General features: G+C 38.2%; 11 protein-coding genes. 6 read left to right on the top strand and 5 right to left on the bottom strand.

From position 1 onward, the window contains the following. Nucleotides 1-6 precede the first annotated feature (6 nt). From DW005_RS04615 to DW005_RS04590, 6 genes are read left to right on the top strand one after another with little or no spacing between them, the layout of a single operon-like run. Complete coding sequence (locus tag DW005_RS04615; protein ID WP_181974945.1) at nt 7-1,017, top strand: acyltransferase family protein; 1,011 nt, start codon at nt 7-9, stop codon at nt 1,015-1,017. Nucleotides 1,018-1,073: 56 nt separating this feature from the next. Beyond that, entirely contained in the window at nt 1,074-1,787 is a 714-nt protein-coding gene (locus tag DW005_RS04610) for a 2-C-methyl-D-erythritol 4-phosphate cytidylyltransferase (RefSeq protein WP_117478353.1), read from the top strand. Between the two features lie 6 nt (nt 1,788-1,793). Further along, nucleotides 1,794-2,819: a ribitol-5-phosphate dehydrogenase gene (locus DW005_RS04605; protein ID WP_022378120.1), complete on the top strand. Its 1,026-nt coding sequence runs from the start codon at nt 1,794-1,796 to the stop codon at nt 2,817-2,819. A gap of 8 nt (nt 2,820-2,827) precedes the next feature. Then, nucleotides 2,828-4,270, top strand: coding sequence for a glycosyltransferase family 2 protein (locus tag DW005_RS04600; protein WP_181974944.1), 1,443 nt, complete (start codon nt 2,828-2,830; stop codon nt 4,268-4,270). Next, complete coding sequence (locus tag DW005_RS04595) at nt 4,227-5,759, top strand: glycosyltransferase family 39 protein (RefSeq protein WP_117478351.1); 1,533 nt, start codon at nt 4,227-4,229, stop codon at nt 5,757-5,759. Before DW005_RS04600 ends, DW005_RS04595 begins: the two co-directional genes overlap by 44 nt. Next, a complete protein-coding gene (locus DW005_RS04590; protein WP_117478350.1) occupies nt 5,756-6,862 on the top strand; it encodes an acyltransferase in 1,107 nt (368 codons plus the stop codon). The genes DW005_RS04595 and DW005_RS04590 overlap by 4 nt, the downstream gene beginning before the upstream one ends. On the opposite strand, the gene DW005_RS04585 is transcribed toward DW005_RS04590, so the two are convergent. From DW005_RS04585 to DW005_RS04565, 5 genes are all read right to left on the bottom strand, one after another. Continuing rightward, nucleotides 6,834-7,340, bottom strand: a complete 507-nt coding sequence (locus tag DW005_RS04585) for an HAD-IIIA family hydrolase (RefSeq protein ID WP_022378116.1) — start codon at nt 7,338-7,340, stop codon at nt 6,834-6,836. The two genes, DW005_RS04590 and DW005_RS04585, sit on opposite strands and share 29 nt — an antisense overlap. A gap of 23 nt (nt 7,341-7,363) precedes the next feature. After that, complete coding sequence (locus DW005_RS04580) at nt 7,364-8,980, bottom strand: aldolase catalytic domain-containing protein (RefSeq protein ID WP_181974943.1); 1,617 nt, start codon at nt 8,978-8,980, stop codon at nt 7,364-7,366. A 25-nt stretch (nt 8,981-9,005) separates the two neighbouring features. Continuing rightward, nucleotides 9,006-10,730 (bottom strand): Ig-like domain-containing protein, encoded by a 1,725-nt coding sequence (locus tag DW005_RS04575; protein WP_117478348.1) that lies wholly within the window; start codon nt 10,728-10,730, stop codon nt 9,006-9,008. A gap of 70 nt (nt 10,731-10,800) precedes the next feature. Next, nucleotides 10,801-11,541: a 3-deoxy-manno-octulosonate cytidylyltransferase gene (kdsB, locus tag DW005_RS04570; protein ID WP_117478347.1), complete on the bottom strand. Its 741-nt coding sequence runs from the start codon at nt 11,539-11,541 to the stop codon at nt 10,801-10,803. Next, nucleotides 11,538-13,610, bottom strand: coding sequence for a CDP-glycerol glycerophosphotransferase family protein (locus tag DW005_RS04565; protein ID WP_117478346.1), 2,073 nt, complete (start codon nt 13,608-13,610; stop codon nt 11,538-11,540). Before DW005_RS04565 ends, kdsB begins: the two co-directional genes overlap by 4 nt. Nucleotides 13,611-13,622 lie beyond the last annotated feature (12 nt).

Below are 13,622 nucleotides of genomic sequence, written 5' to 3'. Positions count from 1 at the left end.
AAAAAGATGAATCGAATTGCAAAATGGGATAATGCAAAATTTGTGTTAATAATATTGGTTGTTATTTGCCATTTTTACGAAAATTATTTAGGAAGTTCTAAATTGGTAAATTCCTTGTTCTTCTCCGTTTATACGTTTCACATGCCGGCTTTTTTTCTGATTTCCGGTATGTTTTCCAAGAAAACTGTGAAGGAAAGAAAAATTGTAAAAGTAGTACCATATCTGCTGGTTTATTTGTTTATGAAAATGTTTGGTTATTTTGTATCCGGTATTATGAATGGAGGAACATTTATATCGGTTGATTTCTTCAGGGAACCGGGTGCCGCTTGGTTTATTCTTGCGTTATTTTTCATGTATTTAATTACGTTTTATACCAAACAATTTCGACCTGCTTATGTTTTGATTGTATCTGTTTTTGTTTCAATGGCAGCAGGTTACTCCAATATAGATACGAATCTTTTCTGCTGGTTGAGGATTGCAATTTTTTATCCATTTTTTTATGCTGGATATGCATTGTCAATGGATACAATTACGAAATGGACAGAAAATAGAAAGTTGAAAATAGTTTCTGTGGCAGTTATCCTGATATATTTTTTAGTCTGCTATGTCGGAATTGATAAATTATTTTGGGCGAGATTTCTGTTGACGGGAAGAAGTTATGAGGCACTTACGCATGGTGCATTTTATGGTGGTATTTTACGGTTGTTTACGTATGTGTTATCCTTTGGGCTTGTGTTCGCTTTTTTATGCATTATTCCAAAAGGAAAGAATATTTTTTCTCAATTAGGAACGAGAACTTTGGGTGTTTATGTATTTCATTATAATTTCATTAACCTTTTTGTGCATTCTTGTTGGTACAAGGCACTATATCATAATTTCCCAAATACATGGGAAATTATACTTGTTTTACTTGGAATTGTGGTGACCTTGATTTGCTGCTTGAAACCATTTGATGCATGCTGCCGTGCGATTTTGTCCGGTAAATGGAAACTTCGCCTCGATGATGAGTTGAAATGACAAACTATCTGTGATATGATAAAAACAACGAATTTTTTTGGAGGTTTTAGCAGATTATGATATTTGGAGTATTGTTAGCAGGCGGTGTTGGAAGCCGCATGGGAAATGTAGAGAAACCGAAACAGTATATGAATATTGGTGACAGACCGATTATTATTCACACAATTGAAAAGTTCTTTGTGAATGATAAATTTGAAAAAATCCTTGTTTTGTGTCCGGAACAGTGGATTTCACACACCAAGAATCTTATAAAAAAATATTTGGGGGAGACAAACCGTATTGCTGTGATGGCAGGTGGTACAACAAGAAATGAGACGATTATGAATGCCATTTCTTATATTGAAGAAAACTATGAAGTGGATGATGATACGATTATTTTGACTCATGATTCTGTCCGTCCATTTGTGACACATAGAATTATTGAGGAAAATATTCGTTATGCACTGGAGTATGGTGCCTGCGATACGGCGGTAGCTGCGACTGATACGATTGTACAGAGTGAAGATGGCAAGGTGATTTCATCTGTGCCGGACCGCAGTAAGATGTATCAGGGACAGACGCCGCAGACATTCCGCTTAAAGAAACTGAAATCGCTGTATGAATCTTTGACCGATGAGGAAAAGAAAATTCTTACGGATGCAGCGAAGATTTTTGTTATGAAGGGCGAAGACGTATATCTCGTAGAAGGAGAAGTATCAAACATTAAGATAACTTATCCTTATGATTTGCGTGTGGCAGAAACATTGATTCAGTCGGAGCAGGAGGATTAAGAGCGAATGCTTAATACAGTATACCAGTTGGTGGCTCCTCGTAAATTCGAGGTCACTTATGAAAACATCGGATTGCAGGATGATGACATTATCGTTCGGCCGACACATCTTTCGATTTGTAATGCAGACCAGAGATATTATCAGGGGCTTAGGGAAGAACATGTACTTCGTCAGAAACTGCCGATGGCATTGATTCATGAAGGGATTGGTGTTGTACTTCGTGACCCAAGTGGCGAGTTTGAGCCGGGGGAAGAAGTTGTGATGATACCGAATACACCGGTAGAAGAAGATGAGTTTATTGCGGAGAACTATCTCCGTTCGAGTAAATTCCGTGCCAGCGGATTTAATGGATTTATGCAGGAATATGTTAAAATCCGCAAGGACAGATTAGTTCGTCTGCCACAGGGAATCAACAAAGAAGTAGCGGCATTTACGGAAATTGTCAGTGTCAGTGTTCATGCGATTTCACGCTTTGACCGTTTTGCACATGGTAGAAGAAATGTGGTAGGTATCTGGGGCGATGGTAATTTAGGTTATATTACGGCTGTATTTTTCAAAACAATGTTCCCGGATACAAAACTGTATATTTTTGGTGTCAGCAAAGACAAGCTTTCTGATTTTACATTTGCTGACGCAACGTATCAGGTAAGTGACATTCCGGAGAATATGGAATTAGATCATGCTTTTGAGTGTGTGGGTGGAGCCGGTTCCGGAAAGGCAATCGACCAGATTATTGATTTTATTAAGCCTGAGGGAACGATCTCTATATTAGGAGTATCGGAGTATCCGGTACCGATTAATACCCGCATGATTTTGGAAAAAGGATTGAGAGTATTCGGAAGCAGCCGAAGCGGAAGAGTGGATTTTGAAAAGACGGTTGAATTATATAGAGAGCATCCGGAAATTATCAATTACCTGTCTAATATTGTAGGTGCGGTAATTCCGGTTCGTTCGATAGCTGATATGAAAAAAGCATTTGAGATGGACATTCAGAAGTCCTTTGGAAAGACGATTATGCTTTGGGAGAAATGAGGTATCTTATGATAGCAGTGATTGTACCAATTTATAATACAGAAAAATATTTACGGGAAACAATAGACAGTGTCATTTGCCAGACACTGTCTTTTGCAGAGCATATCCGGTTGATTTTGTTAGATGATGCCAGTACAGATGGCTCATTTGCCATTTGTGAGCAGTATCAGAAGCAGTATCCAAAGCAGATTTTAGTAAAGCACTATGACACAAACCAGGGTGTTTCTGCACTTCGCAATGAAGGCGTACGGATTGCGGGAGAGATGGGTGACGAACTTATTACTTTTTTAGATTCGGATGACAAGTTAGCGGATGATGCAATGGAAAAAGCGGTGCAGTATTTTGATGCACATGAAGATGTCTTTGTGGCGGCTATAGGAATTCGTTATTTTGATGCTTATGAAGGTGAGCAGCGATTAAACTGGCGTTTTGAAAAGACGGATGTTGTTGATATTAAAAAGGATTATACGTATCCTCATTATTATGTAGGCGGCGTGTTTTTAAGGCATGCGGTACTTGATGAACTGCATTTTGATGAGTCGCTGAGTTTTTGGGAAGATGCGCTGGCTGTGAATCAGGTGATTGTTTCTCAGGGAAAATACGGATTGATTGCCGGAACGCATTATTACTATAGAAAGAGAGAAGATGAATCCTCTCTTGTCGATACGGCATGGCATAAAAAAGAGCGTTATACAACGCTGTTATCGTCCGGTTATGGACAGTTATTTGCCTACTCAAGGAAAAAGCACCATCGTATTATTCCTTATGTGCAGTACATGGTAGCGTATCATATGCGGCTTATGATGATGAAAAGTAAGCAGAGCATTATCGAAGAAATTTTATCGGAAGAAGAGTTGGCGGCACTCAGAGATGATGTGCAGAAGGTATTAAAAAAGATAAAAGTGAAATACATTTTACAGATTCCGACGTCACTTCCGATTATTGAGGGAATGCTCTCAATGCGTGCCGGAAAACAGGTGCGTGCCAAACGTGTCTACAAGGACAATGACTGTGTACTTATGTATAAGGGCGTTGAATTAGCCAGAATGTCTGAGCGTTCCGTTAAATTGTTCCATATCATAGAAGATGAGGAATCGGAGTTTAACGGTATGTGGAGAGGGCGTTTCTGCACACCGATTTACGCTATGAAAAAAGAAGATTATATCTTTGCCGAGCATAACGGTGTACGGATTAATTCAGAAGAATTTATTTGCCGTAAACAAATTTATATTCTTGGAAAACGTCTGCGATGCTACTATCATGCAGGGTTTGCCATTGCGATTCCGAAAGAATGGGATCGTGCTGTGTTTGGAATTCATATTGCAGAAGCAGATGCGGATATTTTGATGAATGAGATTGTATTTAATGAGGTAAGGCTGATTTATTTTGAAGGGGAAACAGAAGAACATGATGAATTCGAAATCGACAGAGATGATGAAAAAGACATGTAAAGATCATTTTTTTAAAGCGGGGCAATGGTTTTGGTTTGTGTTTGTGTACGGCATTGCTTTGATTGCCTTTAGCAGTTTGATACAAAAATCTTTTTTTGCGATGATTTTACTGCCAATTGTTGTTTATGGAATATATCATTTTTTTATGAGAGAACGAATTGCCTTTAAAGAGATAAATTATCAGATTGTTTTTTATGTCATAAGCATTGTTTTTGCTGTGTTTATGTTTTTTGTTGCTTATTCCGTGCGTGTGCAGATTTTTTCATGGGATTGGGGAAAAGTAATTCGTTCTGCAAGTGAGTATACATTAACAGATAAGTTGACAGATACTACGTACTTTGCAAGATATCCGAATAATCAGTTTTGGTATTGTATTTTGACATTCTTTTTCAGAATGGTTCATTTTATATGGCCGGAGACGGGGCTAAATGAATTTTATTTAGCGTCTATAGCACTTGGATGTGTTATGACAGTGGCATCTATCTTGTTGCTTCATCACATAGCGGTTCTTATTTGGAATGAAAAGAAGGCATTTTTTGTTGGTTTAATGACATGGTTTTGTATGCCGTTGTGGTTATGGGCTATGTATGCTTATACGGATATAGCAGGAATGCTTTTGCTGGTAGTTATGCTGTATTGCTACACGAAGGCTGTTTTGAGTGAACCCGGCTGGAAAGTTTTTTGCTGGTTGTGCTTATTTGGAGTGGCTGCATCTGCTGCATTTTCAGTTAAAGTTACTGTGTTTATTCTCTTTATTGCAGTTTTCGCCTGCTTATTACTTCAAAAAAAATCATGGAAAAAGATTATTGCCGGTATTGTCATTGTAGCAATTTCGTTTGGAGTCGGTCATGGATTGTGTAATTATGTAAAGTCTTCTGTAATTCCGTTAGAAGAATCGTATTGCGATGCCTATGAATTTCCGCTGACCCATTGGATTATGATGGCACTTGGATATGGGGGATATCAGCAGGAGGATGTCGATTTTACCATTTCATTTAATTCATATGAAAAGAAAAAAGAAGCTAATATAAAAGAGATTAAGAAACGATTGAAGGCACGTTCTTTCCATGAAAGTTTTAAATTTTTTGGTTATGATAAACAAGTTAGAACATGGGGAGATGCTACACTTGCCAGCTGTGTATATTTAGCTGAAGGCCCACAGGAGCCTGACAATATATTAAAACAATTTGTGACATTAAAAGGAAGCAAATACTGGATAGCTCTTTTGTATATGACGCTATATTATGGCTTAATACTTGTTGGGATGTTTTTATCGGCACGATTTGCAGTAAAAAGAAAATCTGATGCAAAAGCGGTGGATATGCCGATTTTTGCTTCAAGTATTACGATGCTTGGAATAGCATTGTTTCAGACTATTTGGGAATGTAATTCAAGATATTTAGTTGTATTTATTCCTATTATGATTTTGTTAGCTGCCGATGGCTTTTTTGCATGGAGAGATTACCTTAGAGGGGAGAGGATAAAGTGAAACACTATCATTTTTCAAAATCCGACACATCAATTGCGAAATTAATTGCTATTAGTTTGATGCTTTTGCATCACTTATTTGGATTTACGGATCGGATTTTGCCTGAGAATATGTACCAGAGTTTATATATGTTTCGCGGGCAGCCTATAGAAGCAGCAATCTGTGCTTCTTTTAAGGTGTGTGTTGCGTTCTTTTTGTTCCTTAGTGGATATGGAACATATCTGAGTATGCGTAAAAGTAAATCAATTTCGAAAATGATTGCAAATCGTATATTTCGGTTTTTAAAATACATATGGCAGGTTATGATTATTTTTGTTCCAATTGATTTTATATTAGGTGTGACAAAGGTAAATCTTACATCCTCATGGACAATTCAATATGATTTTGAAAGCATTATTCTTAGCATGCTTGGATTTGAAAAGTATAATGGTGAGTGGTGGTTTGTTATGCCATACATATTTTTACTTATGATGACGCCGCTTATGCTTCGGTTTTTAAAGAGAAAAAAAGCTGATTTCTTTACAGATTTTCTCGTTGTTTTGGGGATTGCTTTGTTTTCTTTGTATGGTATCCCTAGGTTGATGAGTTATGATATGTTGATTGACTTTAAAGGGACAGTATGGGGAATTCTGCTTTGCAACGTTGTTTACCTACTTCCAATTTATCTATTTGGTATGATTTTTGCAAAGTATCAGGTATTCTCGTATTATCATCAGATATTACCGAAAGGAATATTAAGTTACCCTGTATTATTATTTGTTGCGGCTGCAGGTTTTTATATGCGTTATAAAATTGGATCTTCTTATGACTTTTTCCTGGTTGGACCTATGATTTATGCGTGTGTTATGCTTATTAAGAAAATTCCGGGAGTTATCTGGGTGTCAAAAAAGGCAGGAAGATATATTACTTTTGTTTGGTTGATTCATAGTTTTTACGTGTTTCAATTTGGACAGAAATTTATATATTCCTTCGGAAATCCGATATTAATTTTTATCGTGCTGACAGTGGTTTCTTTTGCTTCAGCAGCAGCTGTTTACTGGCTTTTTACCGGATTATCCAAAGGAGTCAAGAAAATCAGATGCTTTCATAATCGGACAGTGTAAGTCTGTTTTCCAAAATTATATCAATGGCCTCACGTACAGGAGCGTCGCCGGATTTTTGAGTCAGAACAAAATCAACATATGGAAGCAATGCGGCAGCGCAGTCAGCCGGTGCAAAGGTAATGCCGGCTGTTTGCATTGCAGACAGATCATTCATATCATCACCAATATATACCGTTTGTTCAGGAGTGCAGTCATATTTCGCCATTACATTTTTCAAGATATCAGCTTTATCGCGAACACCCTGATAAAGCACGGTAATCCCTATTTCTTCGCATCGTCTGGTGACAATTTTTGAACGGCGGCCGGTGATGATAATAGGAACAATACCCTTTTTTATTAAGAGTTTAATACCTAATCCATCTTTTGCGTTAAATGCTTTCATTACCTCACCGTCATTACCAATATAAATTTTTCCATCGGTTAATGTTCCGTCGACGTCCATTGCAAACAATTTAATATTTGAAAAATCTTTTTTCATGTGAGTACCTCCGGTATTAGTAATTATTCATCCATTACCGTTTCAAAGTAAGATGGTGTAATGAATGAGATAGGGCAACTTGATTTTCTCGTATTTTTATAATCAACAAGCATGCTTTTTATATCTTTATTTGCTTCTTCAGCATTTAATGTATTTCTGGTTTTTTCCATGGCTTTTTCAACGTAATTCGGATTTTCACTATTATGGCTGTAACCATCAAAACCTGCGATGGAAATGCTATTCACATTCATCAGGTCTAGCAGACGAAGAAGAAGCACGCCAGAATTATCGAGCTGCTCCCAACCGCATTTTACCAATCGCAGAAAATCGATAATAAAGAGATTATCATCTTTCCTTGTCGTTACATTTGATGTCACAATTTTTTTACATTTATTAAAAGCCGCTTCATTACGCCAATACTGGTACCGGTTTTTGTTGCTGAAATATGCAAAATCAATCGGATAACAATCGGTGAGAAGATTAACGCTAATTACAATAGGATTCTTCTCTTTATAAAAATGCTGAATTTGTCCCTGGCATGTTTTAATCGTGTGACCGGGAAGAAGAACCAAAATATCTTTCCCACTGAGTGCATTTTGAAGTGATGCAATGGCAGAATCATCCTCGCAGTGTGTATTTTGATAATCCAAATAGGTCTTTTCGAGAAGCGAGTAGTCGTACCGTTTTCGCTCCACCGGGTCCAAACGGTTTAGTAAAAAGTTAATATCGCGGCTTGCAATTCCTGCCTTTGCCGAAAGGTAGGAGATGTTGTTTACATGCGCACTGTGCGAACCGGCAAGAAAATATGGGATGGAGTAGCCCCATTCATAACTGTTATGGAAACCGTCGATATAATTGTCTATAAGATCTAAAACAATATCAATATCATAACCACTATTAAACTTACGGTTCATATACTGCATGACAAGTTCTGTATTTGTATTTCCTGCGCCACGTCCCATGCCTGCCATTGTGCTGTCTACAACAATATCGCGGAGTCCCTGGCTCATATCGATAAAATCCTGAGATAGAGCAAAGGACATCTGCAGGTTATTATGTGAGTGGAATCCAATTTTAGCATTTGCCCATAAATTATGATGAACCAGATAAAATACACGCTGTAAATCCTCACGATACAGAGAACCGAAGGTATCGACGATGGAAAAAGCATATGGTTCCAATTCATTTATTTTTTCAATCAAGTCTAAAAGTTCAGCATCTGTATATCCTAATATGTCAACAGGCTGCACATAAAGTTTGTATCCTTTATTGACGATTGCTTTGCAAAAATCAATAACCTCAAAACGTTCGTTTTTAAAAAAGCAGGCACGTACACCATCAATCGAAGTGCCATCATAAGGCTCTAAGTTATCAATATGGTATCGGCTGTAATCGGCAAGGCAGACATAAGATGAATGCCTTTTGTCTGTAGGTAAAAATGAGCGGAGCTGTGTAGCATTATTAAAGATGGTTGTGCCCTCCCGATGTGGTTCGTCTTTCAGAAATCCGCATTCAATAACATCTATGCCGCTTTCTGTTAAACCTTCAATAATTCCTTTTATTGCGGTATTGCCAAATTGACTGTCAATCAGGTATGCACCATCGCGCAGTGTACAATCTAATATATTTACTCGTTTCATAAAAACCTCCCTGTTAAAATTGATACTACCATTCTGATGGAAGAAGCCAATTCTCATATGGTATCATATGTCCAAATGCGACAATGGCCCCTTTCGCTGTTGGATAGTAGCGGTCTACCATGCTATTTTTAATTGCAAGAAGTTCCAGGGCAATCTGTTCTCCCGGAATTTTGTTGCTTGAATTGTAATAGCGTCCAAAATAATATAGTGTAGCAGATTTATTGGTCATCTTATTATAACATTGTGTTACCATTTGGGAAATCGTTTTGTGTAAAAACTTTCCATATTCACCAAAAGGATTATGAGTGGCAATCAAATCCCATTTTTTGTAGGATAAGATAAGATTAATATCTTCCTGCATAGCATTTTTACATGTGGAAAGCATATCGGTTTCATATTTTCCGTTACTAAATGTTTTTCGGACGTCCGGGTAATCCAAAATCAGGTATTTGTCATTTGTTGTACGCATTGTTTGCTCAAAGGCTGTTCTTCGTTTTGGATTCCAGCCATGCGTCATGCAGACAACGAGATATTCACCTTCTATAAGATGTCCGCCGCCCCAAAGTGTCTCATCATCCGGATGTGCGGTAATCATCACTTTTTTTATGGCAGTTAAGTCAAGGTTATCTAACATTTGTTTCGTAATGTAGCCTTTTGTACGAGTGATTTTAAGATTCCAGCTGCATGTAAGAGCTGGATTTGTCTTATATACTGCAGTAATAGTAACAGTTTCAATTGGACGAAGGGCAGTTACTGTACCATTTTCATCAACGGTTGCAGCGGTTTTGTTGCTGGATGTCCATTTGATTCGATGATCCGTTGCGTTGGCCGGACCTGTGACTAACTGCATTTTATGTGATGTTCCGGATTCTAACGAAACAGGATTGTTCTTTGCAAATTCTATTGAGGTATATGGTATATCCTCAATAGTAATATGATGTTTTGCCTTTTTTTTGCTTTCTTTCACGCGAACTGTTATAGTAACCTTTCCTGCATGGTGGGATGTGACAACACCATCCTCATTGACTGTGGCAACACTTGGATTGCTTGACGAAAAAACAAGGGTATCATCCGTTGTGTTTTTTGGAGAAAGAGTAGTTGTCAGTGCCATTTGTTCACCAACAAGTGCGGTATTTTTTCCGGAAAGTGTGATTTTTTTTATCTTGATGCGTTTTTTTACTTTTAATTTAAATGAAGTGTGCTTTTCTGTTCCTTTTACCGAAGCGGTTATGGTTGTAGAACCTTTTTTTTTGGCTTTTACAATGCCTTTTTTTGAAACAGACGCAACTTTTTTATTTGAGGAGGTGAAAATTACTTTCTTAAAACGCGCATTATGGGGTTTTACCAATGTTTTCAATTCCAGTCTATCGCCGGTTGCCATGGCTTCTTTTGGTTTGTTTGTTATTTTGATTGATTTGGTACGAAAATAGGAAACGACACGTACAGAAGCTGTAATATCGTTTGGTTTACCGGGAATTTTGAGAGAAATTGTAACGGTTCCCTTTTTCTTTCCGGTGACGGTTCCATGTTTGTTTACGGAAGCAATGCTGGAATCACTGCTTTTCCATATCCAAGCGGCTTTGTTTTGCGTTGAAAGTGTTGAATCTTTCACTTGCATTGTAGTTTTTTTTCCGATTTGTACGGATTTATCAGGCATATCCTGAGCTGCCTGTACTTTGATATAAGTACTGCTGCATGTTAAAAAAAATGCAGCACCCAAGAAAAATAAGGCTTTTTTTGTTATAGTCATAATAATAGCATCTCCTTTTGTTAAAAATCCTTTGGTTTATAAAATAAAAAAGATATGTGAAGAAAATATGTCAAATGGACACATTGTTTTTTCTTATTATGTTTTCAACCAAGGCAACGTGTTCCGGTAAGTCCACGCCAATGGAGGTATAGGTTGTTTCTTTTAAACGCATGTGATATCCTTTTTGCAAGGCACGCAGTGGTTCAATACCTTCACCTTTTTCCAATTCTGTCTGCTCCATATTTGCAAATTTCAACAAAAAATCTTTTTTATAAGCATAGATTCCGACATGGCGAAAAACTCGTGCTAACTGACCGTCTTTTATATTGGACGGAATAACAGAGCGGGAGAAATACATTGCATCTCCCGTGTCGTTTGTTACTACCTTTACTGTGCTTGTGGCACGGATTTCATCAGGATCTGTGATTTCCTTTTTTAAACTGCCAAAATAAACCGATTCATCTTCCGTAAAAATGGAAATCACTTCTCGGATCATTTCCGGGTTAATGACAGGTTCATCGCCCTGAATGTTGATATACAAATCACCATCCGTGTGTTCGGCAACCTCTGCTACGCGGTCGGAGCCTGTCTGATGGGTATCTTTTGTCATTTTTACATTCATGTCGTATTTTTCGCATACTGCACGAATTCTTTCGTCATCTGTGGCAACATAAATTTCGTTAAGTTCCTTGACTTTCATAGCCTGATGATAGACCCAGTATATCATTGGTTTTCCGCAGATTTCAACCAATGGTTTTCCCGGAAAACGGCTGGATTTATAACGTGCCGGAATAACACCGATTATCTTCATTTTGATTCCTCCATTTCTTTACTCAAAACATCTTCAAGTTTTACGCGTGGAAAGATTTCAAGATTTCCACCGCGTGTGGCATTATAGATATGAATATTATGTTTCTTTGCATATGAATCAAGAAGTGCATATACTTCCATGGAGCGGTCTATGATGTGCTCCCCAATTTGCCTGGTTGTTAAAGTATCTGCATGCATTCTTGTCTTGATTCGGTTAATATCGGTTTCTGCTACCTCTTTTGTTGTGTAATTATCTGTAAAATGTCCACCTTTATCATGAGGGTTTGTACAATCCACACCGAGCAGATAAATTTCTTTAAAGCCCATATGAAACGCCATTTCGGCAGCTAGAGAAAGTACGGTTGCCTTAATCATGCAGTATGCCTGAATGTTTCCGCGGACTTTGTAGCGTTCGGTTGGAATGGTATGGACGTAAGTGGTATCGACCGGTTTTTTGCGCATGCGGCGATAGGTGCGCTCTGTTGTAAACAGAGGAGCCTTTACCATTTTGGAAAGTTCGATGCCAAGCTTGGATGCGTAAATTGTGTCAGATACACAGTGAAATGACGGACGCCAGTCGGTTTTGTCAAAAATTTTGTATACCATGTTTGTACCGAAGGTGTATTCATCTTTCAATAAATGTAAATCTTCACCGGTCAGACTGGGACCGTTTCCAATGAGAAAACACCGTTCTCCTTTGTGACTGTCCTTCAAACGCTCGAGGCGTAAACTATTATTGTTATGGAACATTCCGTGAGAGCGGAAAAATCCGAGAACATTATAACGCAGTAACAGCCATAAAATGCGCATTCGGTTGAGCGTTTTTTTTGTATAGCGTACAAAACGTTCGTAGAGGGTTCTCTTATGAGGCAGTGCCCTAAGACACATATCAATCACTCGTTTGCCGGAATTCCCATCTTCATATGGATTAAATTTTTGGTTAAATTCCAATTGCTTGTCTCGATAAGGAAATTCGCATTCCTGACGGTGGATGGCATCAACCAGTTCCTGTTCCGTTTTTGTGATTGGTCCCGGTAATTCTTCCGGCGACAGGTAAAGACCACGCACATCTTGTTCGTAGGAATCTGCGTCGTACATATGAAAAACCATCGGACGCATTAAATTTGCATAGTCAAACATGGTGGAAGAGTAGTCCGTAATCATTAAATCACTGACTAAATACAAATCATTGACCGACTCTACGTCACTTACGTCATATATGACAGGGTTATCTTTTATTTTTGCCGCTCCAATTTGGTGATGGGCGCGAAATAAAAGAATATAATCGCTGCCGAGCATGTCCATCAGTACATTGACATCAAAACCATCCGGCAAGGAAAATGCCCCATTTTCATCCAGTGATGAGTCACGCCAGGTTGGTGTATAGAGAAGAACCTTTTTCCCTTCCGGAATATGTAATGCTTCCTTTTTCTTTTGGATTTCCTCACTTGTATAATGAAAAAGTTTATCATTGCGAGGATATCCACTTGCGACAAATTTTACAGAAGGATCTCCGATTGCAAAAGCAGAAGCTATTTTTTCACTATAATAAGGAGACGGAGATGGAAAAAAGGTTACTTTTTTCCCTTTTGCCCGGTATCGTCTGTGCATATGAGAACGTGTCTGACGAGGATCGGAATCTGTTTCGATATCACAGCCGAGTCTCTTTAATGGTGTACCATGCCAAGTCTCGATATAGATTTGGGTTTTTCGTGGTTTTAGATAATCAGCAACTGTGATATTGTTAATCCAGTAACGAGCACTGGCATAATATCTGCGGTAGGCAGAAGTTCCCTTCTTCACCAGTATGGTATGATGGTTTTCCAGTAAATCAAAATGCGCTGCAGGGTCAGTGAATGCCCACACAAAATAAAACGAGCGGAATTTTTCATCCTTTTGCAGCTCGTCATATATGGCACGCACGCTGTCAGTGGCTTTTTTTCCGCCATAGGATTCAAAGACAATATAGTTGTCAGAGACTGTCGAGTGCAGTTTTGTAATACCGTATTTTATCCGATTTTTATAGTAGGACAAATTTTGTCTTAGCATGTAACGAGACTGCTTGTTCATGGTTGTATGTTC

The organism is Clostridium sp. AF36-4 (assembly GCF_003435975.1).
GTDB lineage: Bacteria > Bacillota > Clostridia > Lachnospirales > Lachnospiraceae > Eubacterium_F.
Note: the sequence above shows the minus strand (reverse complement) of the source record. Positions and strands in the feature narration are given on the sequence as shown.